The sequence below is a fragment of the Glutamicibacter sp. BS14 genome (assembly GCF_056934375.1).
Map to the genome: position 1 here is coordinate 842,455 of NZ_CM167801.1, position 23,090 is coordinate 865,544.

General features: G+C 64.1%; 21 protein-coding genes. 11 read left to right on the plus strand and 10 right to left on the minus strand.

The annotated features are described in order from the left end of the window. Positions 1–10: 10 nt before the first annotated feature. The 3 genes from AC1Z36_RS04020 to AC1Z36_RS04030 are packed head-to-tail and all read right to left on the minus strand — an operon-like array spanning position 11 to position 3,849. Positions 11–1,399, minus strand: coding sequence for a GntP family transporter (locus AC1Z36_RS04020; RefSeq protein WP_483561708.1), 1,389 nt, complete (start codon positions 1,397–1,399; stop codon positions 11–13). Positions 1,400–1,457: 58 nt separating this feature from the next. Continuing rightward, complete coding sequence (locus AC1Z36_RS04025; protein WP_105662339.1) at positions 1,458–2,351, minus strand: NAD(P)-dependent oxidoreductase; 894 nt, start codon at positions 2,349–2,351, stop codon at positions 1,458–1,460. Positions 2,352–2,379: 28 nt separating this feature from the next. Continuing rightward, on the minus strand, positions 2,380–3,849 hold the full coding sequence (locus AC1Z36_RS04030) for a four-carbon acid sugar kinase family protein (protein ID WP_483561709.1): 1,470 nt from the start codon (positions 3,847–3,849) through the stop codon (positions 2,380–2,382). 147 nt (positions 3,850–3,996) lie between these two features. Here AC1Z36_RS04030 and AC1Z36_RS04035 point away from each other — a divergent pair, with 147 nt between their 5' ends. Beyond that, the gene (locus AC1Z36_RS04035; RefSeq protein ID WP_105658934.1) at positions 3,997–4,698 is read left to right on the plus strand and encodes a FadR/GntR family transcriptional regulator; all 702 of its coding nucleotides are present in this window, start codon (positions 3,997–3,999) and stop codon (positions 4,696–4,698) included. Positions 4,699–4,932: 234 nt separating this feature from the next. Here the strand turns inward: AC1Z36_RS04035 and AC1Z36_RS04040 are convergent, their stop codons facing one another. Continuing rightward, positions 4,933–5,850 (minus strand): MsnO8 family LLM class oxidoreductase, encoded by a 918-nt coding sequence (locus tag AC1Z36_RS04040; protein ID WP_332488110.1) that lies wholly within the window; start codon positions 5,848–5,850, stop codon positions 4,933–4,935. A 281-nt stretch (positions 5,851–6,131) separates the two neighbouring features. Here AC1Z36_RS04040 and AC1Z36_RS04045 point away from each other — a divergent pair, with 281 nt between their 5' ends. Beyond that, on the plus strand, positions 6,132–6,632 hold the full coding sequence (locus AC1Z36_RS04045) for a hypothetical protein (protein WP_105658936.1): 501 nt from the start codon (positions 6,132–6,134) through the stop codon (positions 6,630–6,632). A gap of 307 nt (positions 6,633–6,939) precedes the next feature. Then, entirely contained in the window at positions 6,940–7,443 is a 504-nt protein-coding gene (locus AC1Z36_RS04050) for a DUF3253 domain-containing protein (RefSeq protein WP_105658963.1), read from the plus strand. A gap of 645 nt (positions 7,444–8,088) precedes the next feature. Here AC1Z36_RS04050 and AC1Z36_RS04055 read toward each other — a convergent pair. Next, positions 8,089–8,571 (minus strand): hypothetical protein, encoded by a 483-nt coding sequence (locus AC1Z36_RS04055; protein ID WP_105658938.1) that lies wholly within the window; start codon positions 8,569–8,571, stop codon positions 8,089–8,091. A gap of 135 nt (positions 8,572–8,706) precedes the next feature. Further along, positions 8,707–9,150, minus strand: coding sequence for a hypothetical protein (locus AC1Z36_RS04060; RefSeq protein WP_332488113.1), 444 nt, complete (start codon positions 9,148–9,150; stop codon positions 8,707–8,709). Positions 9,151–9,357: 207 nt separating this feature from the next. Here AC1Z36_RS04060 and AC1Z36_RS04065 point away from each other — a divergent pair, with 207 nt between their 5' ends. Together AC1Z36_RS04065 and AC1Z36_RS04070 are read left to right on the plus strand one after the other, a co-directional pair. After that, complete coding sequence (locus AC1Z36_RS04065; protein ID WP_483561710.1) at positions 9,358–9,906, plus strand: MarR family winged helix-turn-helix transcriptional regulator; 549 nt, start codon at positions 9,358–9,360, stop codon at positions 9,904–9,906. Between the two features lie 284 nt (positions 9,907–10,190). After that, the gene (locus AC1Z36_RS04070) at positions 10,191–10,490 is read left to right on the plus strand and encodes a hypothetical protein (protein ID WP_105658941.1); all 300 of its coding nucleotides are present in this window, start codon (positions 10,191–10,193) and stop codon (positions 10,488–10,490) included. An 88-nt stretch (positions 10,491–10,578) separates the two neighbouring features. Here the strand turns inward: AC1Z36_RS04070 and AC1Z36_RS04075 are convergent, their stop codons facing one another. Further along, complete coding sequence (locus AC1Z36_RS04075; RefSeq protein WP_402741449.1) at positions 10,579–10,839, minus strand: GlsB/YeaQ/YmgE family stress response membrane protein; 261 nt, start codon at positions 10,837–10,839, stop codon at positions 10,579–10,581. A 178-nt stretch (positions 10,840–11,017) separates the two neighbouring features. On the opposite strand from AC1Z36_RS04075, the gene AC1Z36_RS04080 reads away from it, so the two are divergent. Then, positions 11,018–12,904, plus strand: coding sequence for a glycerophosphoryl diester phosphodiesterase membrane domain-containing protein (locus AC1Z36_RS04080; protein WP_483561712.1), 1,887 nt, complete (start codon positions 11,018–11,020; stop codon positions 12,902–12,904). Between the two features lie 10 nt (positions 12,905–12,914). On the opposite strand, the gene AC1Z36_RS04085 is transcribed toward AC1Z36_RS04080, so the two are convergent. Then, positions 12,915–14,147 carry a glutaminase gene (locus tag AC1Z36_RS04085; RefSeq protein WP_483561713.1) on the minus strand — a complete coding sequence of 411 codons (1,233 nt, stop codon included), beginning with the start codon at positions 14,145–14,147 and terminating at the stop codon, positions 12,915–12,917. A gap of 25 nt (positions 14,148–14,172) precedes the next feature. On the opposite strand from AC1Z36_RS04085, the gene AC1Z36_RS04090 reads away from it, so the two are divergent. The 3 genes from AC1Z36_RS04090 (at position 14,173) to AC1Z36_RS04100 (ending at position 17,214) form a co-directional block, all read left to right on the plus strand. After that, complete coding sequence (locus AC1Z36_RS04090) at positions 14,173–14,688, plus strand: YciI family protein (RefSeq protein ID WP_483561714.1); 516 nt, start codon at positions 14,173–14,175, stop codon at positions 14,686–14,688. Positions 14,689–14,827: 139 nt separating this feature from the next. Further along, positions 14,828–16,174 (plus strand): hemolysin family protein, encoded by a 1,347-nt coding sequence (locus tag AC1Z36_RS04095; RefSeq protein ID WP_332502756.1) that lies wholly within the window; start codon positions 14,828–14,830, stop codon positions 16,172–16,174. Beyond that, positions 16,171–17,214: a hemolysin family protein gene (locus AC1Z36_RS04100; RefSeq protein ID WP_483561715.1), complete on the plus strand. Its 1,044-nt coding sequence runs from the start codon at positions 16,171–16,173 to the stop codon at positions 17,212–17,214. Before AC1Z36_RS04095 ends, AC1Z36_RS04100 begins: the two co-directional genes overlap by 4 nt. Positions 17,215–17,423: 209 nt before the next feature. Here AC1Z36_RS04100 and AC1Z36_RS04105 read toward each other — a convergent pair whose 3' ends face one another. Together AC1Z36_RS04105 and AC1Z36_RS04110 are read right to left on the minus strand one after the other, a co-directional pair. Beyond that, positions 17,424–19,205, minus strand: a complete 1,782-nt coding sequence (locus AC1Z36_RS04105; RefSeq protein ID WP_105662359.1) for an ABC transporter ATP-binding protein — start codon at positions 19,203–19,205, stop codon at positions 17,424–17,426. After that, positions 19,202–20,947: an ABC transporter transmembrane domain-containing protein gene (locus AC1Z36_RS04110; RefSeq protein ID WP_402741454.1), complete on the minus strand. Its 1,746-nt coding sequence runs from the start codon at positions 20,945–20,947 to the stop codon at positions 19,202–19,204. Before AC1Z36_RS04110 ends, AC1Z36_RS04105 begins: the two co-directional genes overlap by 4 nt. Before the next feature lie 133 nt (positions 20,948–21,080). Between AC1Z36_RS04110 and AC1Z36_RS04115 the strand changes: the two genes are divergently transcribed. Next, complete coding sequence (locus AC1Z36_RS04115; protein ID WP_133833967.1) at positions 21,081–22,070, plus strand: ABC transporter substrate-binding protein; 990 nt, start codon at positions 21,081–21,083, stop codon at positions 22,068–22,070. A 143-nt stretch (positions 22,071–22,213) separates the two neighbouring features. Continuing rightward, positions 22,214–23,089 carry a siderophore-interacting protein gene (locus tag AC1Z36_RS04120; protein ID WP_105658956.1) on the plus strand — a complete coding sequence of 292 codons (876 nt, stop codon included), beginning with the start codon at positions 22,214–22,216 and terminating at the stop codon, positions 23,087–23,089. Position 23,090 lies beyond the last annotated feature (1 nt).

The window sequence follows — 23,090 nt, forward strand, 5'->3', positions numbered from 1 at the left end:
ATCGGGATTATTACACTCCTGCAGCGGTGATGATGGCGTAGGTAATGGCGGTGAGCGCGAACCCGGCCACGCCCAGCACCGTGGTCAGCACGGTCCAGGTGCGCAGGCCCTCGGCCACGGACAGGCCCAGGAAGCGGGTGACAATCCAGAAGCCCGAGTCGTTCACGTGGCTCAGGCCGAAGGCGCCGAAGCCCACAGCGACCAGGATCAGCACCGTCTGCACGGTGGAGAAATCGCCGGCTTCCACGGCTGCGGCCAGCAGGCCGGTGGTGGTGATAATTGCGACCGTTGCAGAGCCCTGCGAGGCGCGAAGGATGGCGGCCAGGATGAAGGCCATCACGATGATCGGCAGGCCGGCCGCAGCCAGGGACTGCGCCAGCACGGTGCCGATGCCCGATTCGGTGAGCACCTTGCCGAACACCCCGCCGGCGCCGGTCACCAGGATCACGATGGCCGCCGGGGCCAGGGCCGAATCCATGACCTTGCCGGTCTGCTCGCTGCTCCAGCCGCTGCGCACGCCCAGCAGGTAGTAGGAAACTAGCACGGTGACCAGCAGCGCGACAGCAGGGGATCCGACAAAGCCCAGGATGTTGGCCGCAGCGGATTCCGCGGCGACCAGGGAGCCGCCCACGGTGCCGAGCATGATCATCACGATCGGCAGCAGGATCATGGAAATGACCATGGACGAGGTTGGGGCCTTGGTTTCCACCATGGTGCTGCCCCCGCTAGTTCCCTGGCCGGAGCCGAAGGATTCGAACTGCTCTGCGGTTTCCGGCAGCATCGGGATCTCGCGGCGGTTGATCCGCTTGGCCACGAAGTAGCTCAGGACGCCCAGCGGGGCGCAGAACGCCAGGCCCAGGATGGTGGCCCAGCCGATATCGGCGCCGAGGATCTCTGCGCCGCCGACCACACCCGGATGCGGCGGAACCACTACGTGGATGGCCAGCATGATTGCGCCCACCGGCAGGCCGATCTTCACCGGCGAGACCCCCAGGGCCTTGGCGAAGCCGTAGATGATCGGCACCAGCACGATGAAGCCCACGTCGAAGAACACCGGAATGGCCAGCAGGAAGGCCGCGGTGGTCAGCGCGGCGATCACCCGGCGCGGGCCGAAGAGCGCGGTGAAGCGGGTGGAAAGCACCTGGGCTCCGCCGGAAATCTCGATGACCTTGCCGAGCATCGCGCCCAGGCCCACCAGCACGGCCACGCTGCCCAGCGTGCCGCCCATGCCCTCGGTGACCAGGCCGGCCACCTCCTGGATGGGGATGCCCGCGGCCAGAGCCACGAGCATGCTGACCAGCAGCAGGACAATGAAGGCGGGCATCTTGAACTTGATGACGCCGAGCAGCAGCAGGGCCACTCCGGCCACTGCGATCAGTAGCAGCATTAGCGGGCTCATGGGTTGTGTCGTCTCCTTTGACGCGGTGCGCGGGTGTCGAACTCGCGCGCTGATGACTTTACTGGGCAGCCTTCGGGGCTACGACCTTGATGACTGCGGAATCGTCGGCCGCGGCCAGCTCGTGGGCTTCGCCCAGCAGGTAGAGCTGTTCGGCCGCCGAGGCCACCGGGGTGGACAGGTGCAGGGAGCGGGCCGCGGAGGTCACGATGCCCATGTCCTTGACGAAGATGTCCAGGCGCGAGAGCACTTCGGCACCATCCTCGGAGTAGGCCTCGAGCATGCGAGGGCCGCGGTTGCCGAGCATGAAGGAGTTCGCGGCGCCGGCCTGCAGCGCTTCCAGGGTGGTGGCCTGGTCCAGGCCGAGCTTGTCCGCCAGGGCCAGGGCCTCCGCGGCCGCGGCGATGTGCACGCCGCACAGCAGCTGGTTCACCGTCTTCAGGGCCTGGCCATCGCCGGGCTTGTCGCCCACGATGCTCAGGGTGGAGGCCAGCAGCTCCAGCACCGGGCGGACCTTCTCCAGCTGAGCCGGCTCGGCTCCGACCACGATCAGCAGGTCGCCTTCGCCGGCGCGCACCGGGCCGCCGGAGAGCGGCGCGTCCACCAGGCCCAAGCCCAGTTCGGCCAGGCGCTTGGCGGTGGCGGGCACTGCTTCCAGGCCAACGGTGGAGGTCAGGATGACCACTGCGCCGGCTTTGAGCTGCCCGGCCACGCCCTGCTCGCCGAAGAGCACGGCATCCAGCTGCTCGCCGTTGCGTACTGCCAGCAGCAGTGCATCAGCGCCGGTGACCGCTTCGCGGGCGGAAGCGTAGGTAGTGATGCCCGACTGGCTGGCCAGGGCCATGCGTTCGGCCGAGATGTCGAATCCGTTGACTTCCAGCTTGGTGGCCAGGCGGGTTGCCATGGGCAGGCCCATGGCGCCCAGGCCGAGGACTGCAACTTTGGTAGTGCTCATTGGGATCTCCAGGAAATTGTAAAGATGGTTAGAAAGTGGCGCTCAGCTTGGCGGTGACGGCGGTCAGCGAGCTGTCGTCGCCCACGTTGCCGGCGAAGACGATGTAGGGGATGCCGGCGGCAGGTCCGTCCACCGATTCCCAGAGCGAGACAATGCCCGGGAGCATCGGCCCGCGCACGATGGCATGGCGGATTTCCAGGCCATGGGCGGCGACATCCGAGGAGGTGATCCCGCCCTTGGCGATCACGAAGCGCGGGGGAGTGGCGTGCAGGATCAGGTTGACGACCGAAACCACCGCAGCGCTCACGGTGCGGGCGATCTCCAGCGACTGCGCCGCGTCATCGGTTTTCACCAGCTTGCGCGAGGTGTGCACGATGACATCCTGGGTGGCCAGGGCGGCGCTGATCTGCGCGGCCTTGCCCTTCAGGTAGGCCTCGGAGCCGTCGGCGAGGATTTCCGGGACGTCCAGCTCGATCACCGTGGCATTCGAGTGCCGGCTGGTCAGGTCGGCCAGCTGGCGGGTGGTCACGCCCACGTGGGAGCCCACCACGATCAGCCCGCCGGCGGTGCGCCGCTCGGCGCCGTTGCCCGCGTAGATCTCCTCGGCGGACAATGGCTGGCGCTGCTGCTGGCCGATGCGGGCACGCACGAAGGGCGGGCCCACGCGGCACAGCACGCGGGTTCCGGCCGCTTCGGCCTGCTGCAGGCCCTCGGACAAGGCCAGCAGGTCGTTTTCCGTGACGATATCCGCGGTGGCGACCTGTGCGTTGGAAGCTTCGGCCAGGCGGCCGGCGATGGAGGAAGCGCCGGAACGGATGGTGTCCAAGTCCAGGACCATCACGTCCTTGGCCGCGATGCGCCCGGCGGTCTTCTCGGCGACGTAGTCCGGCAGATAGCTGGTGCTGAATCCGAAGGTGGCGTCTTTGGCAAACTCAGTCTCGCTGACCTTGGCGACCTGGCCATCGATGGTGCGCATGTAGTGCTCGCCGGCCACGGTGATCCGCCCGGCTTCGCCGAAAGCAGGAACCATCAGCACGGCATCCACCGAGGAATCCGGATCCACGGCGGCCACGGTGGCGGCCAAGGTGTCGGTTTCCAGCGGGAAATGCCCGCGCAGGGTGGAGTCGCTACGGCTGACAAAGGACACCGACAGGCCGGTTTCCGCCGCTGCCTGCAAGGCGGCCCGGGCTACCTGCTCATTGCGCAGTGCGGCGTCGTCGGCGTCCAGGGAGCGGGTGTTGGTGAGCACGTAGACGGCCAGCGGGCGTTCGCCATCCAGCTGCAGGGCGAAGGCCCAGCGGAAGTCCTCGACTTCCCAGCTGGTGAGCACCGGAAGGTTGCTGACCGATTGGGTTCCGGTCGGGTCGTCATCCAGGACCACCAGCACGCTGCCGGTGGAGCGCGCGGCCTCGGCGATTTTCGCGGGCGCGATCTCGCGCTCCGGGAGGTATCCGGCGAGCAACTCGGACTCAAGCATGGTCAAGGACTCCTTTGTCATTGGGCAATGCCTCGGCATCATAGGTAAGATGTCAGACATCTGTCATGACGATTAGTGTTACATGGATCGCGGTCAGCCGCAACTGCCTGCGGGACATAGACTGGACAGGTCTTTGGCGGGATGAATTGTCCCGGGGATGGAGGAAGCATGGCCCGGAAGTCATTGGTCGTAGAGGTCGCCGACAGCGTCTTGGACCGCATAGTCAGCGGTGAACTGTCGGTTGACGAGTTGATTCCTGGCGAGCTGGAACTCTGCGAGACCCTGGAAGTCAGCCGGATGACGGTGCGCGAAGCGATCAAGACACTCGCGGCGCAGAACATCATCCGCGTCGAACGGGGCCGCGGGACCTATGTGAATCCGGTCAACATGTGGAACTCGCTGGAGGCGGTAGTACGCGCCACAACCGCCGGCGTGGGGGCGGCCGCGGCCGCCGTGCAGCTGATCGAGTTGCGCCGCATGCTGGAAACCGGCGCCTGCGAGCTGGCCGCTTCGCGGATCACCGAGGAGCAGCTGGCAGCAATGGGCGAACTGCTCGAAGCCATGCGCGCAGCACACGCGGCCGCCGATCTGGACGGCTTTGTCGAAGCGGACCTGGAATTCCACGACGTGATCCTGCGGGCCTCGGGAAATGTTTTCGTTTCGGCGCTCTACGAGCCGCTGGGCCGAGTGCTCTCCTCACGGCGGCGTGAGACCAGCGCCTTCGCGCAGATCCAGCAGCACGCCATCGCCGAGCATGAGCACATCCTGGTTGCGCTTCAGCGGCACGACAGCTCCCAAGCCCGCCAGGCAATGGACAACCACATGCAGCAGACCCTCGATGACCTGAACACTTTCGTGCTCAATCGATAGCAACCCAGCCAGTTTTCGTTTGGCGCCGCGGAACGGGCAAGCGAGTTGAAGGTGGAGCTGTCCGTGTCGCCGAGCCGGCCAATTAGGAGAATCCTCTGTTCAAGGCGCTAGGCGAAGCAGGCAGAGGCTCGGCACCCTGGCAGGAACGCGGGATCCCGGGATACGGGGTGCATCCCTGCGTGCTGGGCCATGAACAGCTGACCGGGATGCACAGCAATGACGCAGAAGCCGAGCTCAGGCGTTGAAACTCTCGGCGAGCAGGCGATAGGCATCCAACCGGTCTGCCGGGTCGCAGACCAAGGTATTGAGCATCAGCTCGTCGGCACCGTGCTCCTCGGCCAAGGCCAGTAACCGGTCGTGGACCTGGTCCGGGGTGCCTACGATCAGCGCCTTGCTGCGCTCCTCGGCACGGGCCAGTTCCTGCGTATTCCACGGGTGGCTCGCCGCCGTTGCCGTCGAGGGGATCGGTCCATCGTGGCCGAGGTCCTTGCGCACGCGCCAGAGCAAGAGCGCATTGGCCAGGGCCTGCGCCTTCTCTTCGGTTGAGGCGGTGGCAAAGCGAACGGCCAGCACGGTGTGGGCGGCGTGCCCTGCGTTGGCCGCGGCCTCGCGGTAGGCCCGGGTGGCAGGCTCGCCGCCAGCAGGGCGCAGGAAGTGCCCATGGACGTAGCCCGCCCCGAGCATTCCAGGCAAGGGCGCGGTGGAACCGCCAGCGCCCAGTACCCAGACGCGGCCTGCCGGTTCGGTATCCGAGGGCTCGTGGACGGCGTCCAGATCATGCACCAGGGTGGCAATCTTCTGCGCGTAATGCGGGTCCGAGAGTGCAGCGCGGCCCACGCCGATGTCCACCCGGTCCGGGTGCACGGCGGCCAGCAGGCCCATGGCTTCGGAGACCTTCTGCGCCTGGTAGTACGGCAGCAAGATGGCACCGGTGCCGACCCGAATGGTTTCCGTGCGTTCCAAAGCCAGCGCGGTCATCATTTCCGGGGCGGCACTGGCGAAGGATTTCGAGTGGTGGTGCTCGGCAAACCAGATGCGGTGGTAGCCCAGCGCTTCCGCATCCTGAGCCAATTGCAGGCCGCTGGACAGGGCCTGGCCTGCGGTGGGGGCATGCTCGGTGAGCGGGACCTGGTCAAGTATGGAAAGCCTCATGCAGGCAGGCCTGCTTTGCGATTCTCCGGGGCAAGCTGCAGCTGCATGATCATGTCCTTTCAACGGCGAGGGTCCAGTCAGTGAGCTTACCGCGTTGCGCAGGGCAGCGGGGCATCCAAGACGCGGCAAGCAGGGGAGCGCTGGCGATCCTTGCCTCCACCCTGAGGGGGGAGGCGGGGCAACGGATATCATTCCCAGTCGGGAGGACATCGCCGGCGCGCGGAACTAGTGTTGACACGTAGAGAAAGCAGCAGCTGCGTCCACCTGAGAAAAGGAATCCCATGCACGGCACTTCGCGTTCAGCATCCAACCGCACTTCGACCTGGCTGGCGGCCAGTTCCGCAGCGCTTGTCCTCGGCATGGGCCTGACTGGATGCGGCGCCATTGAAAGCTTCGACAAATCGACTGCGGATGCCTGGGCGGTGACCTACGAGATCACCGTGAGCGGGGAAGCCGCCGATGCGCTGAGTGATGTGTCCTACCTGGACTCGCCCAGCCGCGGCGAAGACTCGGCCGAAGTGACCGAGCAAGCGGTGGCCACGACCAGCGGTGCTGGCAAGAACAGCGAATCAATCTGGACTGCGCAGAGCGTCATCACGGCCGAAAAGGATGCAGCCATCGCGGCTACGCCTGCCGCAGGCAGCACCGCCACCTGCCGGATCCTGCTCGACGGGGTAAAGGAGATCGCGGCGCAAACCGGCAAGCCCGGCGAACGCGTGGAATGCGCCGTAACGACCCCTGCCTTCGGGGAAAAATTGAACCCGGCATCAGCCAAACCATGATCGGAGCGGGTATCGGAAGCATTTGATGAGTAGTTGGCGTGCTCCGAAACCAAGCGAGCATCCCCAGAGGTCGGGGGAGTGCCAGCGCCTATCTGGCACTAGCCACGAAGATAAAATGCCGAAGCCCTGCAGCTATCAAACAGCTGTAACCCTGCGGCAGTCCGCGAATGCAATTGCCCTTCATCAAGTTAATTTTCGACGATTTATAGAAAGCAAATTCTCTAGTAGTTGACTCATTCGCCATAGGATGCGATCAGCGCGACGGTGCGCTTCGGGAGTCGGACTTTGAATGGAGATGGGGTATAGGATGGCACCTTCAGAGAAGCCAGTACAAACCACCACCGACGGGCGCTACCTGATAATCAAGGGGCGGCGGTGGAGAGCCAGTGATCCCTCGATCCCTGCGAAATTACGACAAGAGCTGGTCAACGAGCTGATGTCAGCCCGCCGGGCAGTCAAGCAAGGCGAAATCGGCGCTAGCAAGCGTGTGAATAATGCCAAGCTCGCACTGGGCGAACGTGGACAGCCGTGGTGGGAGGAGCCGGAATCGGATTCAATGGGAGAGCGAATTCGCGCGACCATTCGCAGCTTGCTGAGCCATAGGGCAAACACGTCAATCTGCCCGAGTGATGTTGCACGCATAGTGGGCGGGCCGGACGAAGGGTGGCGTAAGTACATGGGACAAGTGCGCCAGATTGCCGCGGCATTGGCCGTGCAAGGTGAAGTCGTTGCAACTCAAAATGGCGAGCCCGTGGAAGCTGACGGTGTCAAAGGGCCAATTCGGATTAGACGCCGACACCCAGGCGAATAAAATTGCCCGATCTCTAGGGGAAGAACCGAGAATATGCTGGCACCGAGGTCTTCATGCCCGGTGAAGAGGGAGTGCTTCGGGCAAGGAGTCGACCCTCTAGACGCCGTGCTCGGTGACCATGAGCCGGCTGTGGTCGCTAAGCTATCGACCGTAATGCTGGAGCGCTTTAAAGAGGCAGTAGCTGTCGTCTTCGCGGTCAATATCGAGCATAACTCGGTAGGGGATGAAATTTTTCGCTGAGCTCCTGGAATCCGTCCTTAAACGTTTAACTGCCGAAGTTCCAACGAAAGGAGGCAGTCGACTGAAGTGGACGCTGCGTCCCAGGTAACTTTACGTGCTGATGGTGAGCATTTCTTAATGATTTTCACGAAAAGGCGTCATTGAAAGGGAACTGGCAGGCAGAAGATCCCGGTTCGAAGGCTACGAAAGGGGAGCATCATCGCTTCATGGGTAATGCCATCACGCTTTGTGCACTTTGTTGTGGCTTAGTGGCTGTTCTGGATCCTGGTATCCGCAACCCTGGATAGAGGACCGAGGCCAACAACTAGCCCCCAGAAGAAGCCCGGTTCTGGCCCATTAGCGGTCCAACCCAACATGGGTATTGACCAGCCATGAGAATGAGCCAGGACCGCTGGGCTGAAGGGCTTACTGGCTGGCGCCCGCCGCGACGGGCGCTTCTGCGTGGCAGCGTTCCGGGAGAGGATATCGAGCCGGTGAGGTGGTTCGCGACTGCATAGCGGGGCAGGCTGGGATCTTGTGGGCGACGGCAGTGTTCTTCCAGAATTTCACACGGAACTCAGCAATGAGCTCGGTCGCCAGGCGTTCGAAGAACTCTTCCATGGTGAGTCGATCAGCGCAGGCCCTGGTGACTTTCAGTGCTGCTTGGGGGACGGTGACATGCATCATGTGCAGTTCTTCGGTTTGCGGATCGAGCATGGCCACCAGCACTGCACGGCCATGGATTGATGCCATGCCCATGGCATCGTTGAGCGATTCGGCAGGCTGCGTCATGACGATCGGCATTCCCTGCGCCCAGCCGTAGTCGGACAGGTGGGACTTGCCTTCACGGGTGGCGAGAAAATCAGCGACTCTGACTGCGGTTCGGGTTCGTGCGATTCGACCTGGCATTTTAGATACTTCCCTTTCGTGCACTGCTCATGAAAAATATCGATGTGGACGTAATTCTCCGCAGTGAGATGCGCTTCGGAAAGGTCCCGTCGTTTTGGTGGTGCCGCTCTTGGCGTGCGGCGGGTGCTGCAGATCCTAGGCCATGCTCAAATCTGCATGGGATCCATCTGATTCACTTCCCAAACTGGTAGGTTCGAACCCTAAACCAGTGGTGGGGGCCAGCGAAGGTGCGGTGGAAGGCTGATCGAGCCAATGTGCTGGGAGTCCAGCTTCGGGCGCGTGCTCTGGTGCTGCGAGCAGGCTCTCCTTGCCGGCGACGGCGAACTGCAGATTCTTCACCTCGAATCGGACACCGAGCGCTGTCTCCATCTGCGGCATGAGGGTGTCGTTGACATATTGCATCAGCGAGGATACGTCCCGTTCACTCTTCGCGGTGCAGGCCAAATTCACGACCAGCTGCTCCGGGGACCCGGTAATGGTGCATATTGCTGAATGCACCGCGTCCCGGCTCCGACACTCTTCAGAGGCGAAGGCGGCGATCTTGTGGATTCGCGTGGTCCACGAATTGGTGTCATGCATCGTTGTTTCTACGGGAACTGCTAAGGATTCTTTCATCTTTCACTCCGGTACTGATAGCTGTTTCGTAGTAGAATATCTTTAGACAAGCTAACTATTAGATAGGTTACATGATTTTTTCTGTGTTGAGCAAGCTGGACCTCGCGAAGAAGGGTATTGGAACCCCAGGGGTTGCGGGCATGGCGTTCGCATCCGGCGGAAGGAGTTTTCATGAGTAGGTATCAAGCCAGTGGGTATTGGTACGGCGAGGGCCGTTCGGTGCCCGAAGCGGTGGATTTGCTGAATCTGATGCGCAAGTACCGTGAGGCGGAGCGCAAGATGCGAGCTGCGACCCGCGGTTCGATGGGAATGAATGAGACCGATATGTCGGCGCTGCGCTTCCTGCTCGCTGCGCACCGTAAGGGGTTGGTTCCCCGCCAGCGGGATTTTGCTGAGGAACTGGGGATCTCCAATGCCTCGGTGTCGGTATTGATCGACCGGTTATGCCGCGATGGGTATGCCGAGCGTATTGTGCATCCTGCAGATCGGCGGTCTGTGGGAATTGTGCCCACTGACTACAGTGATACGGACGTTCGAGGAACGCTGCATCGGATGCATGAGCAGATGATGGATGCCGTATCCACTCTCTCCGAGGCCGAGAGGATTGCGGTTGCCAAGTTCCTGAAGGCCATGATCCGCAGCGTCGAGATCGAGGACGAGCCAAGCCAGCCTTCCAGGGGGAAATCTCAGATGGCGGAGAGCACCGCGTCTTCCCGGTAGGTGCAGAGCGCATAGCACCGCTTTATCCACGCTGGAAGATCTGACCGATACCTTAGTTAGCAGACCGACCAAGGGATAGTAGCCCGTTTAGTTTCCTTCAGTGATTTTGATTCTCCACGTGCTCTAGTTGAGTGATCGTCTGACGCGCGAGGGGCCTAGTTCCTGTGTTTTTGAAGACAGGTTTCTGAGGAAAACCTTGTGGTAGCTGTCGCAGGCAACTTGGACGCGTAAGTTAGACGAAACCAGAAAGTATTTAGCCTTTCTAACAAGTTAGGATGATGCAAATGCCACGAAAGCACGTTGATGTAAGTGTCAGTCATGCTGAGTTCGAGGATCTGAATAACGCTCTGGAGGACCATCGAGATGGTTTCAAGAAGATGGCCGAAGAAGCGACTAATGGCTTCGGCTTAGAGCCGGCCTACTGGGAAGGACGGGCCCAGGAAGTCGAGGGTCTACGCGAGACGATTCACGAGCACAGTACTGACGAGCTCGAACAGAGCGAGTCTTCCACCAAGGAAGCGGACACTGGCCCCGAGGTTGATTCGGCTCGGGATCGGGACTTTGAATCCGATTCTCGCCAGTGAGCATCCGGCGCAGGCATGCGAGAGGCACTTCCTCATACGGCAACGGTCCACCACTATTCCGTGGTGGACCGTTGCTTTGCAGGTGCAGTTAGGCACGCTTGCGCGTGAACAATCCCCAAATCACCAATACGATCAGCGACCCGCCGATGGCCAGGAGCCAGCTGGACAGGGACCAGAACTGGTCCACGCCTTCGCCGAAGACTGCTGAGCCGATCCGGCCACCTACGATTGCGCCGACGATGCCCAGCAGCAAAGTAGCGAGCCATCCGCCGCCCTGCTCTCCGGGTTTGATGGCCTTGGCAATAGCACCGGCGATCAGTCCCAAAACGATCCAACTTAAAATATCCATGGGTTCTTCTCGACTAGTTCGTATTGGGTCTTGCCCGTTGGCGGCGACACTCGCCCATTGTCCAGCAAGCTACCCGCAGGTGCCATCCAGCAGGCGCTCAGCGAACGGCACGTGGCGGCGATAGGATTGCAAGGAGCCGCCGAGGTGTACCCGGCGGGCGGGAAGGCATAGCAAAGCAGTGGACCCAAGGATTTCATCGCGCAAGGACAGGCAGAACTATCCTGCCGCTGCGCTGCCCTCGGGCCGCGGCCTGCCTGCCCTGAGGCAGATCCTCGGTTTCCTGCTGCGCGTGCTGAAGCTTGGGCACGTGCGCGTTTTCCGCTACCTGGCGGTGATCACCACCTTGCAGGCAGCTAATGGCTTGCTGGTCATCCCTGCGATCAAGTACCTCTTCGGCCTGGCGCTGGAAATCAGCAAGCTGAACAACGTCACCGACCGGACCTACACCGTGCTGCTGGCACATCCGGTCTCGGTGCTGCTCCTGCTGGCCATCGCGGTGCTGGCACTGGGCGCGGTGAGCGTGCAGTTCGTGGCACTGATCGTGATGGTCAACCGCCAGCAATCCGGGAAGCCTCCCAACCTGCGGGCCGAGTGCCGCGAGACCGCCGCCTGCCTTGGCCGGATGCTGTCCTACCCCTCGCCGCTGATGATGGTGTACTTTTTCCTCGCCCTGCCGCTGGGCGGCTTGGGCCTGTCTTCGGTGCTGATCCAGGGTGTGGGGATCCCGCCCTTCGTGACCCGCGAGTACCTCAAGGCGCCGCTGAGCACGGGGATCTACCTGCTGATGATCGGGGCGATCATCTACGCCAACCTCCGCCTGGTGCTCACCTTGCCGCTGCTGGCTGTCGGGCCGAAGCGGCCGCTGGCTGCCTTGGGCACCAGCCTGAAGGCCACGCACCGCAACAGCCTGCGCTACCTGCTGCTGATCGGGATCCCGCTGGGAGTCTGCGCCCTGTGCGCCTCGCTGCTGGTCGAGGCGCTGGTATGGACCTCGGATCTGGCCGCCAGCCTGCTCGGCGTGCAGAACTCCGCGCTGGTGGCGACCCTGTGCATCGGCGTGGGACACACGCTCGGTTTCCTGCTGATCGGAGTCGCGACCGTGGTGGCGATCCAGATTGTGGTGGCCCTGAGCCGCGAGCACCTGGCACTGCCCGTCACCCTGCAGGAGCGCTCGCAGCGGCATCGCAGCGCGCAGTCGCGCGCACTGAAGGCCACCGCCGGGACCGCGGCCGCGGCCTTGGTGCTTTCAGCGAGCTTTGCCGCATCCCCTGCCTTGGGGCAGACCGCAACGGGAGCCGGGGACGCGCAGATCCTGGCCCACCGCGGCTACTCGGCGGGCGGGGTGGAAAACACCTTGGGAGCCCTGGAAGCCGCGGCAACGCATCAGGCCGACATCGTCGAGGCCGATTTCCAGGAAACCGCGGACGGGCATTTCGTAGCCAGCCACGATACCAACCTGCTGGTGGTCGCCGGGGTGAACCGGAACATCCACGAGATGACCCTGGCCGAAGTCCGGAAGGTCACCGTGCGCGAAGGCGGCTTCGCCGACCGCATCCCCACCATGCAGGAGTACCTGGAGCACGCCGATGAGCTGGGCATCCCGGTGCTCGTGGAGCTGAAGGTCACCGGCCACGAATCCAAGGGCTACCTGGAGCGCTTCCTGGCGCAGCTGGACGCGACCGGGACCACCACGCAGAACATCTACCATTCGCTCAGCCCCCGGGCAGTCAAGGAAATCAAGGCGCAGCGCCCCGAGCTGCGGGTCGGGCTGACCGTGGCCATGAGCGTGGGCGGGCTGCCGAAGGCGAACGCCGATTTCTACACCCTGGAGCAGGCCTCCTTCACCCGCGAATTCCTGGAGCAGGCCCACGCGCTGGACCGGGAGGTGTATGCCTGGACCGTTAATGACGAGTCCACCATCCGCGAGCTGCTGGGCCTCGGCGTGGACGGCATCGTCACCGACAACGTGGAACTGGCCATCCGGGACCGCTACCTGGTGGCCAACAACCCCGCCGCGGAGTACCGGGTGGGTTCCGCGCTGGCGTACCTGGACATCTTCCGCTAGATTCCGGCGCTCAGGGCGTCTCCGGATAGGTGCCATCGCCCAAATCCGGATTTGCCAGCGACTGCAACGGATCATGCAAGAACACCCGACGCCCTTCATTGCGCAGCCGGCGCAGCCCTTCCAAGGTCATTCGCCGGGCCACATCGGTGAAGGAGAAGACCCGGGAAATATCCACGTGCACGTCTCCGTCGAAACGCGACTCGGACATGATATCGAGCAGTTCGGCAGCAGCGGTGAACTGCACGTTGCCCTGCAGCGAGAAGGTCTCGCGCGTGGCGCCGCGCTGCACGTCGATGACATCGAGCCGGCCATGGCTCGGGGCCAGCAGGTGCATGCCCATGTCCGTGGACAGCCGCTCGAAGGCCCGCCGCGCCCGCTGGCTGTTGCCGTGCGAATCCAGCCGCGGCGAGAACGCGCCGATGCCCACCTGGTCCGGCAGCACGCCCACCAGCCCGCCGGCCACCCCGCTCTTGGCGGGGATCCCGACGCGGGTCAGCCAGTCGCCGGCCCCGTCGTACATTCCGGCCACCGCCATCACCGACATCACCTGGCGGGCCGTGGCCTCGTCCATGATCCGCTCGTGCGTGCACGGCTGCACCCCGCCATTGGCCAAGGTGGCGGCCATCGCCGACAGATCCGCCACGGTGACCAGGATGGAGCACTGGCGGGTGTAGCCGGTGACCACCTCATGCGGGTCATCGCCGATGATCCCGTGCTTGCGCAGCATGTGGGCCATGGACAGGTTGTGGTCCGCGGTGCCCAGTTCCGAGTTGAAGACCGCTTCGTCGATGCGCAGCCGGCGCCCGGCCAGTGCGGAGAACAAATCCAGTGCCCGGTCAACGCGCTGCTCGCCGGTGGCGTCGGCGCCGACCATCAGGCCGTGGGCGGCGATCGCCCCGGCATTGATCATCGGGTTCTTCGGCCGATTGGTGCCATCCTCCAGCGACAGCTCGTTGAAGGCCTCGCCCGAAGGCTCCACCCCGATATGTTCCAGCACATGCTCCAGCCCGCGGTCCATGATGGCCGCCGCGTAGGCGAAGGGCTTGGAGATGGACTGGATGGTGAACTCGATCCCGGCATCCCCGGCGCTGTAGGTGCTGCCCATAGCGGTGGTCACGGCCAGGGCGAAGAAATCCGGATTGGCGTCGGCCAGTTCGGGAATGTAGCCGGCGCGCTGCCCGGAGGTGTCGTCGCGCAGCGCATCGAGCACTTCGTGGAGGTAATCGGGAATCGGATTCTTCATGGTGCCATTTCCTCTTGGATCTCGGGTGGATTCTGCCATTGTTCCGGTTACGGCCCACCCTATCGGCAAGAGCGCCCTATGCCGTGTACCCATGCTTACGGCCGGTCAGAAAGTGCCTGCAGAAGTTGCTGGAATTCTGGGACGTTCAGCCGCGCAGGGCTTTGCCGTCGATTTAATGTCCGAAGAACCGCTGGTCACTGGCGTCTCCTGCGGCGAGACCAGGGAGTTGTTCGGCGGATTCTGGATTATCGAGGTCTCATCCAGGATGAAAGCAACGCAGCCGGGGGTTGGCGGAGGGACCGCCCGCTCCCGCAAGGGGAGCGCAGGCGGCCCGGGATTCCACTCGATGCTGAACTTGGTACCCGGACGCCATTCCACGGAGGAACCCAATTTCCAATGGCTTGCGAAGTACGGGGAACTCGGTGTCTTGACCGCGCAAGAGGCAACTGGCAATCTTGTGAAATCTCTATGCAAGAGCAGGGGATTGGGCAAACAATTGTACGGTTCAACCAATTTGGCGCGCAGCATGCCGGATAATTGATGGAACACAGCAGGCCGGAGGAAGATACTCCGGTCGGAAGGGAATGATGGACGCTTCAGGCGACAGTAGATCTCATAGTTCCAACCCTCTGCCCGGAAGGCATGCCGGCCAGGCTCCGCAGGTCAGGGGGTGCATGTAATTGGAATGGATCTCGCTACTCATAGCGCTTCTCCTCATTCTCGGTTGCGGATTATTCGTTGCCGCTGAATTCGCGCTGATCACGGTAAACCGGAATCAGGTCAAGCAGGCCGCCGCGAACGGCGACCGCCGCGCCTCCGGTGTCCTCAAGGGCATGGAAACATTGTCCACCCAGCTTTCGGGCGCCCAGCTGGGCATCACGCTGACCAACCTCGGCATCGGCTTCCTCGCCGAGCCGGCCATCGCGGCCCTGGTCGTCGGGCCGCTGCAGGACTTCGGCCTCGACGAAACCCTGGCCCGCTCGGTCTCCATTGCCATTGCGCTGATCCTGGCCACCATCTTGACCATGGTCTTCGGCGAATTGGTTCCCAAGAACCTGGCCATTGCCAAGCCTTTCGAAACAGCCAAGGCCGTGGTGGGGTTCCAGCGCGGCTTCAGCGTCGTGACCAAGCCCTTCCTTTCATTCTTCAACGGCAACGCCAACTGGATTGTCCGCCGCTTCGGCATCGAGCCGCAAGAAGAGCTGGCCTCGACCCGTTCGGCCGAGGAACTGGTGGCCTTGGTGGGGCACTCGGCCCGCGAGGGACTGCTTCCCTCGGAAACTGCCGAAATGCTGCGCCGGACCGTGGCCTTCGGCAACCGCCGGGCCCATGATGTGATGACCGCCCGATCGCGGATGATCACCGTGACCGCCCAGGAGACGGTGCACGAAGTGCTGGAGCTTGCCGCGCGGACCGGGCATTCCCGCTTCCCGCTGGTGGACGAGGGCGGGCACCGCGTGCTGGGCATGGTGCACATCCGCGCCTTGCTCGCCATCCCCTACGCGCAGCGGCAGCAGTCCGCGGCCGGGGACAGTGCAGAAGATGCCTTCCTGGTCCCGGATACCATCGAACTCGATGAGCTGATGGACCAGATGCGCAACGGCGGGCTGCAACTGGCGGTACTGATCGACGAGACCGGCGACGTCGCCGGGATGCTCACGCTGGAAGACCTCGTGGAGGAAATCGTCGGCGAAGTGCGCGACGAGCACGACCCGGAGGATTCCACCATCCAGGTGCTCTCCGGGAACTCCTGGCGGCTGGATGCGGCACTGCGGCCGGATGAGGCCAATGAGCTGCTGGGCTGCCAGATCCCCGAGGACTCGGACTACGAGACCTTGGCAGGACTGCTGACCGTGCAGCTGGGCAAGTTCGGCGAGGTGGGCGATGTCGTGCGCCTCGTGGTCCCGGGCGAGCCCGGTGGACCGCATAAGGAACTTGAATTCACCATCCACGCCACCGATGGGCAGCGGATCGCCAGTGTCGATGTGACGGTGTCCGAGCAGGCAGAAGGGGAGGACGCGCGATGAGCGACCTTATGGGAATTCTGGTGACTGTCGCGCTGCTGGCAGCGAACTTCTACTTTGTCGGCGCCGAATTCGCGCTGATCTCCGCACGCCGGAGCATCATCGAGCCCAAGGCCATGGAAGGCAGCCGCAGCGCCAAGATGACGCTATGGGCCATCGAGAACGTTTCGCTGGTCATGGCCGGTGCCCAGCTGGGCATCACCGTCTGCTCGCTGGCGCTGGGCTATGTCACCAAGCCGCTGGTGAAGTACGCGGTGGCCGGGCCCTTCGAAGCCATCGGCGTTCCGACAGGCATGATCGACGCGCTGTCCTACGCGATGGCGCTGATCGCGGTGACCTACCTGCACGTGGTGCTCGCCGAGATGGTGCCCAAGAACATGGCCTTGGCCGGACCCGAGCGCATGGCGCTGATCCTGGGCCCGAGCATGGTCATCCTGGTCAAGGTGCTGCGCCCGGTGCTGTGGCTGATGAATGCCATGGGCAACCTGGTGCTGCGGATCTTCGGCGTCGTTCCGAAGAACGAAGTGGCCAGCACCTTTACCCGCGACGAGGTCTCTTCCATGGTGGCCGAATCCCGGGAGGGAGGCCTGCTCGATGCGCATGACGAGCAGCTGCTGCTGGGCGCCTTGCACTTCGATGCCCGGAGCATCGAGTCCGTGGCGATCAGCTTCGAGAAGGTGCAGACCTTGCCGGTAGATGCCACGATAGAGCAGATCGAGGCGGCGGCCGCGCACGGCTTCTCGCGCTTCCCGCTGGTGGACGCCGGCGGCACCCCGGTGGGCTATGTCCACGTCAAGGACGTGCTGGGCGCCGATGCGCAAGCCCGGACGCAGCCGCTGCAGCGCAGCGGCATCCGCGAGCTGCCGTCCTTCGGGCAGCAGCAAAGCGTGCGCACCGCGCTGCAGGAAATGCAGCTCTCCGGAGCCCATTTGGCCCTGGTGCGTGATGGCGAAACGGGCAAGGTCACCGGCATGGTGACCTTGGAAGACATGCTCGCAGAGCTGGTCGGCCAGATCAGGGACGAGCACCGCAGCGCAAGCTAGCCGCGCAAGCCGGACAATAAAGCACCGGGCAGGGGCTGGAGGCAGGATGGGACATCTCGGGCCTCCAGCCCTGCTCGTCCAGGGCATCACGGCGCCTTGGCATAGGGGGAATCCTGCGCGAGAGCACCAGCGCCGCCCCGAGCGGTGCGAAGCCCGTAGCCAGCAGCTATTCGACGTCGGACTGAACATGGCTGCCAGGAGAACGTGAACTATCCTTCCCACGCGGCCCAGAGCTGGGCATAGCGCCCACCGGCTGCCAGCAATTCCTCATGGCTGCCATCCTCAATGATCTGACCGTGCTCCATCACAATGATCCGGTGGGCCAAACGCGCTTGGGAAAGCCGGTGGGCAATCACCAAGGCGGTGCGCCCGGCAGCCAGCGCGGCGGCAGCCGCATCCAGCACCCGCGAATTGCTGGATCCGGACTCGGCCGTGGCCTCATCCATCACAATGATGCGCGGGTTGAGCAGTGCAATGCGGACCAACGCCAGGTGCTGTTGTTCGTGGGCCGTCAATTGATGCCCATCGGAGCCGAGCAGGGTATCAAGGCCTTCGGGCAGTGCATTAATCCAGCCAGCGTGACAGGTTTCCAACGCCTGCTGAATCCGGGCATCGGTGCACGGCGCCGTGGATCCCAGCAGCAAGTTCTCCCGGACGGTTCCCGCAAAGACATGGGTCTCCTGCGAAATTAATGCGATGTTGCGGCGCAGGGTCGCGGTGTCCAGGGCGGCCAGCGCGGTTCCATCCAACGCGGCGGTGCCTGAGCTCGGCTCGATGACGCCGGACAAGATCTTGGCTGCTGTGGATTTCCCGGCGCCGGTCGAACCGACCAAGGCGACGCACTGGCCATCGCGCAGATGCAGGTCGAGATTGCCCAGGACCTGCGGGCCGGTCTCAAAACGGTGGCTGACACCACTTAGAATCAGTCCCTCGGCAGGGGAAGAAGCTGAGGGAACCGCGGATCTGGCCAGCGGGGTGCGCCGAGCGGCCAGCAACACTCCGGTCACCCGGCGCAACGCGATCCCCGCTTCCTGGAGCATGTCGAACAAGGTGACCACCTCGGAGATCGGGTCGAACAGCCGATGGTAGAGCAGAGCCGCGGTGGTGACAGCGCCAACCGTCGCTGCATTGGCCTGGACCAGGAAGAACCCCGAGGTCAGCAGCGCGGCCATGGTGATGAATTCGGCCCGGTTGTTGCGTGCGAAGTAGCGGGTCAGCATGCGGAAAACCCGGTCCGCGACGTGGCGTGAATCGTCGCTTGCGTGTTCAAGGGCATCGATTTGCGTTTGCGCCCAGCCTTGCGAATGCAGCATAGCCCGGCCATGGAATGCGTTCAAGAAGGTATTGGTGCGTCGAGCGAGGATCTCGCGTTCTTCGCGGTAGAGCGGTGCGCTGCGTGGCAGGTACCAGCGCAGCGAGAGCAGGTACATCGGGACAGCGATCAGCCCGGTGAGCCCCAGCACCCAGTGCAGGGTGAACAGCCCTGGAACCGACAGCACCAGCAGCGTGCCGGCGGACAACAACGCGGGCAGCAGCCAGGCTACTGCCTGGGAGATCAGGCGCGAGTCATCCGAGACACGCGAGACAAGCTCGCCATCACCGGCGCGCTCCAGGATTCCCGACTCCAGGTGGAGCGCGTGCTCTACCGCGTCCTCGCGCAGCGTGGCCACCGTCGGCTCAGCAATGCGCGCGTACAGCACCCGGGCGTACCAGGTCAGCAGCGCGCCGCCGAGCAAGGAGGCGGCAATGGAGGCCAGGCACCACACAAGGGCGGAGCCCGGTGCGCCGGTGCCCAGCGCATCCACCAGGATGCCAATGGCAAACGGCGGGACCATGGCCGTTGCGGAGGCAGCCAGGGTGATCACGGATGCCCAGGTGATCAGCAGGCGGTGCGGGCGAAGCGTTCGCCGCAGTGCCCGCCAGGCCGCAGCGGCGCTGGCGGTCGGCAGGGCGGGAGCGGAGGGTTCTGCCCGGTCGTGAACAGCGCTCATCGGCCGACCACCTTTTCATAGGTCGTATTTTCTGCAAGTGCGCGGTGGGTGGAACGCGTGATGCTTCCATCGGCCGCGAGGAAAAGCACCTCATCTGCGGCATGCAGCAGGGTGGGGGATGTGCTCAGCACCAGCAAGGTGCCTGCCCCGGCTCCGTTGCTGGCGGCATGCGCGCGCAGCTGGACCAGGCCCTGGGCGATGTTCGCCTCGGTGACCGAATCCACTGCGCTGGTTGGATCGTGCAGCACGCGCGCCAACGGTCCGCCGGATAATGCGCGGGCCAGTGCGATGCGTTGACGCTGGCCGCCGGAAAGGTTATGTCCACGGCCCTGGACCTGGTGTTCGAGCCCATCGGGCAGCGTGCCCAGCAGCTCGTCGACGCCGCTGGCGCGCAGCAGCAGCTGCAGGGTCTGCGGGTCGGGCAGCGCTGCGTCGCCCACAATGTTTTCCTTCACGCTGCCCTCGATGAGGTGCGCCTGATGCGGGGCCATGCGCAGCAGCTGCGGCAGGTAGGCGGGATCGATCTGCGCGGCGTCGATTCCATCAACCAGCAGCCGCGCGGCCGCCGCCGCTGTACCTTCGCGGACTGCCGCGGTGCCAGGATTTTCCGAGCCTTCGCTGAGCAGCTTGGCCAGCCGGTGGCGCATGCTGTCGTTGGCGCAGACCAGCACGGTGAACCTGCCGGGCACGAAAACCAGCGGGCGTTCGCCAAGCCCGGGCACATCCAAGGCAAGTGCTGCATCCGGCTGGGCCGCCGGACGCCGGGTTCCGGGTTGCCGCCCGCCGTCGGCCAGCAATGCGGCAACGCGATCCGCCGCGGCGATGGACCGGGTGCCGGCTTCCACCGTTGAGACCAGGGTGCCCAGCGGCGTGGACAAGAACTGGGCCACGCCCAGCACACCCAGCAAGGTGCCGATGCCCATGGCTCCTTCAGCAACCTGCCAGGCGCCCAGGCTGGCGGCGGACAGCAGGACCAGCCCCGAGATCAATACCTGGGCGCCCTCGATCCGTCCGGTGGCCGAAGCGGAGGCCACCCCCGCGGTGGCGGCGCTGCGGCTGGCGGCACGGTAGCGCTCGGATGCCTGGTCCTGGCCGCCGATGCCACGCAGTACCTGGACTCCTGCCATGAGATCGGCGGCCGCCGCGCCGGATGCGGCGATATCGGACTGCAACCGGTCGCTGGCCCGGCTCAATCTGGGGGTCAGCCAGCGCAGGGCGGCCATGCCCAGTGGCGTGATGGCCAGCACCGCCAGGCCAACCCAGAGGTTGGCCCAGAGCAGGTATCCGGCGCAGACCAGCAGGCCCGCCAAGGCGCTGAAGCCCAGGGAAGCCTGGCGGATGATCGTCGCGGTGACGGTGGTGTCCACCGAGGTGATGGCAGCAATTTCCCCGGGCATCCGTGCGGTGGCAGGCCGATAGCCGGGGTCCAAGACATGCTCGGCGATCCGGGTTCGCATCAGGTGCACCTGGCGGTTCATTCCGGAGTTGCCCAGCCGTGCACCCAAGCGGTAGCCGGAGGACAGCATGAGGAAGCACAGGCCGAGGGCGGCGAGCCACACCACCAGCAGCGGCAAGCTCTGCCCGGCGATGGCGTGGTCGATGGTGGCACCGACCAGCGCGGGGACAAGCGCTTCGCCCGCTGTCCAGCAGGAAAGGAGGGCGATGGCGCCGATGATGCGGCCGCGTTCGGCTCGCAGCATGCCGCGCAGCAGAGTGCGCCCGGTGAGCATAGATGAGGACATGCTACCCATAATATGCTATTAATTATTTTCGTAACTCACATAGGTTAGCCTATGCTAAGTGCCGATTTGTGGTGCGCTCCGTGGGACCTCGCAGTCCACGCACCCGGCGGCCGACCGTTTAAGGATCACCCGCATGACCCGCAAGATCACTCGCACTTTGTTGGCCCCAGCCGCGCTGCTTGCCGCCACGGCCTTGGCCCTGACCGGCTGCGGCCAGTCCTCCGAGGCCTCCCAGGCGCCATCGTCCCCGGCGGCCGAAGGAACCCCGCTGAAGACCGTGGACCCGCAAGGCCACGAAGTTTCGCTGGAGCAGCAACCCGCCGCAGCCCTGGGTTTCTACACCACCGACGTGGATATCCTGACCATCCTGGAGGTGCCGCTGGCCGCTGAACAGCCAATTCGCGGCGACTCCGGCTTCACTACCTTCCCGGACTACTTCGACCAGGAAGCCTTGGAGGGGGTCACCCCGTTCGCCAACTACCCGGAATTCAACTACGAGCGCGTCCTCGGCGCCGCCCCGGACTTCATCCTCAACGGCCTAGGGTATGACGCCGAGGTGCATGAGAAGCTCGCGGCCATTGCCCCGACCTACACGACCAACGCCTTTGACGGCGAAACGTGGCAGTCGCACTTCGAGCGGACCGCCAAGGACCTCGACCGGCAGGCCCAGTACGACCGGTGGCTGCAGGACTACCAGCAGGCGGGTGCCGAAGCCAAAGCCGCTATCGACGAAGCCGGAAACGGCGACCTGACCGTCGCCACCCTGGGGTACTGGGATGGCAAGGTCAACGTCGACTGCTACGCCTACCTCGAATGCGGAGTCTTTGACACCATTGGCCTGGAGACCACCGAGTTGAGCCGCGAAAAAGGCCTGTCGCTGAGCTTGGAGGAACTGGACCGGCTCAAGGACGTGGACGCGGTGTGGATGTCCACCGGCGTTGGCGAGGATGCGAAGGCCGAGCTGGACAAGTCCATCGCCTCCATGGCCAAGTCGCCCTACTGGAAGGATCTGCCCTTTGTGAAGAATGAGCGGATCTACACCTACAACATGGAAATGGCCTACGGTTCGCCGTCGGGCGCCACAGCGTTCCTGCAGCAGGTCCGCAGCGACCTCGCCGGATAATCCAGCCATGGCCGCATCCGTCCGGCCCCGTCAAGTTTCCCGGCCGGACGGATACGGCCATTGCCTGCGCCTGAGCGCAGCTCAACCACCCCTCCTGCGTTCGCACTTCAAGCAGCCGACGCCCCCAGATTCAGGATCCTTTCATGGAAATTTTTGAAGCAACCGTGCAATCCACCCGCCTGCTCTCGCCTACGCTGAAGCGGCTGCGCTTCGCGGTGCAGGGCTTCACCAGCACGGGGGTCGGCGACGAATATGTTCGCCTGTTTTTCCCGCATACCGAGGACCGCAGCCTGCTGTGCCTTCCGGTAGCCGATGGGGATACCTGGCGCACGCCTCCGGGGCAGCCGGACGCGCCAATGCGCACCTACACCATCCGCGACTGCGGCGAGGGGTGGATCGATATCGATTTCGTGGTCCATGACGGAGGCATTGCCGCCGCGTGGGCACTGGCCGCCGAACCAGGAGACCGGATCGGCTTGAACTCACCGACCGGGCTGTACGATTGCCCGCCGGAAGCAACCTCGCAGGTGCTGATCTGCGACCTGACCGGGCTGCCGGCCGCGGTACGGCTGGTGGAACTGACCGGTGAACAGGTGCGCACCGAGCTGGTGGTGGAGATCCCGGATGAGGCCTCGCGCCTGGACCTGTCGGGTTTGCCGAACCTGGGCGTGCAGTGGATTGTGGCCGGAAACGGCGTGGCCCCCAGCGTGTTGCCCAAGGTGGCACGCAAGGCGGTTGAGGCGGCGGCCGGATCGGAAACCCGCCCGTACGTCTGGGTGGCCGGGCAATCCGCTGCGCTGCGTGAGATCCGCAAGATGCTGCACCGGGAACTGCGGTGGCCAAGCACCCAATACAAGGTGATTGGCTACTGGGTCGAGCAAGCCGAGAAGTGGCGTGCCCAGTGGGATGCCTTGGATGCCGGTATAAAGGAGGCCCTTGATGCCCTCTGGGACAGCTTCGAAGACCACGACGAGGCATTGATCGCATACGAGTCCGAACTTGCACGCCTGGGGCTCTGAG

Coding starts and splice junctions, on each gene's coding strand:
- AC1Z36_RS04025 (WP_105662339.1), bottom strand. CDS start 2,351: ATGAGCACTACCAAAGTTGCAGTCCTCGGCCTGGGCGCCATGGGCCTG.
- AC1Z36_RS04120 (WP_105658956.1), top strand. CDS start 22,214: ATGGAAATTTTTGAAGCAACCGTGCAATCCACCCGCCTGCTCTCGCCT.
- AC1Z36_RS04030 (WP_483561709.1), bottom strand. CDS start 3,849: ATGACAAAGGAGTCCTTGACCATGCTTGAGTCCGAGTTGCTCGCCGGA.
- AC1Z36_RS04040 (WP_332488110.1), bottom strand. CDS start 5,850: ATGAGGCTTTCCATACTTGACCAGGTCCCGCTCACCGAGCATGCCCCC.
- AC1Z36_RS04060 (WP_332488113.1), bottom strand. CDS start 9,150: ATGCATGACACCAATTCGTGGACCACGCGAATCCACAAGATCGCCGCC.
- AC1Z36_RS04035 (WP_105658934.1), top strand. CDS start 3,997: ATGGCCCGGAAGTCATTGGTCGTAGAGGTCGCCGACAGCGTCTTGGAC.
- AC1Z36_RS04100 (WP_483561715.1), top strand. CDS start 16,171: ATGAGCGACCTTATGGGAATTCTGGTGACTGTCGCGCTGCTGGCAGCG.
- AC1Z36_RS04110 (WP_402741454.1), bottom strand. CDS start 20,947: ATGTCCTCATCTATGCTCACCGGGCGCACTCTGCTGCGCGGCATGCTG.
- AC1Z36_RS04045 (WP_105658936.1), top strand. CDS start 6,132: ATGCACGGCACTTCGCGTTCAGCATCCAACCGCACTTCGACCTGGCTG.
- AC1Z36_RS04020 (WP_483561708.1), bottom strand. CDS start 1,399: ATGAGCCCGCTAATGCTGCTACTGATCGCAGTGGCCGGAGTGGCCCTG.
- AC1Z36_RS04115 (WP_133833967.1), top strand. CDS start 21,081: ATGACCCGCAAGATCACTCGCACTTTGTTGGCCCCAGCCGCGCTGCTT.
- AC1Z36_RS04105 (WP_105662359.1), bottom strand. CDS start 19,205: ATGAGCGCTGTTCACGACCGGGCAGAACCCTCCGCTCCCGCCCTGCCG.
- AC1Z36_RS04075 (WP_402741449.1), bottom strand. CDS start 10,839: ATGGATATTTTAAGTTGGATCGTTTTGGGACTGATCGCCGGTGCTATT.
- AC1Z36_RS04065 (WP_483561710.1), top strand. CDS start 9,358: ATGAGTAGGTATCAAGCCAGTGGGTATTGGTACGGCGAGGGCCGTTCG.
- AC1Z36_RS04055 (WP_105658938.1), bottom strand. CDS start 8,571: ATGCCAGGTCGAATCGCACGAACCCGAACCGCAGTCAGAGTCGCTGAT.
- AC1Z36_RS04050 (WP_105658963.1), top strand. CDS start 6,940: ATGGCACCTTCAGAGAAGCCAGTACAAACCACCACCGACGGGCGCTAC.
- AC1Z36_RS04085 (WP_483561713.1), bottom strand. CDS start 14,147: ATGAAGAATCCGATTCCCGATTACCTCCACGAAGTGCTCGATGCGCTG.
- AC1Z36_RS04070 (WP_105658941.1), top strand. CDS start 10,191: ATGCCACGAAAGCACGTTGATGTAAGTGTCAGTCATGCTGAGTTCGAG.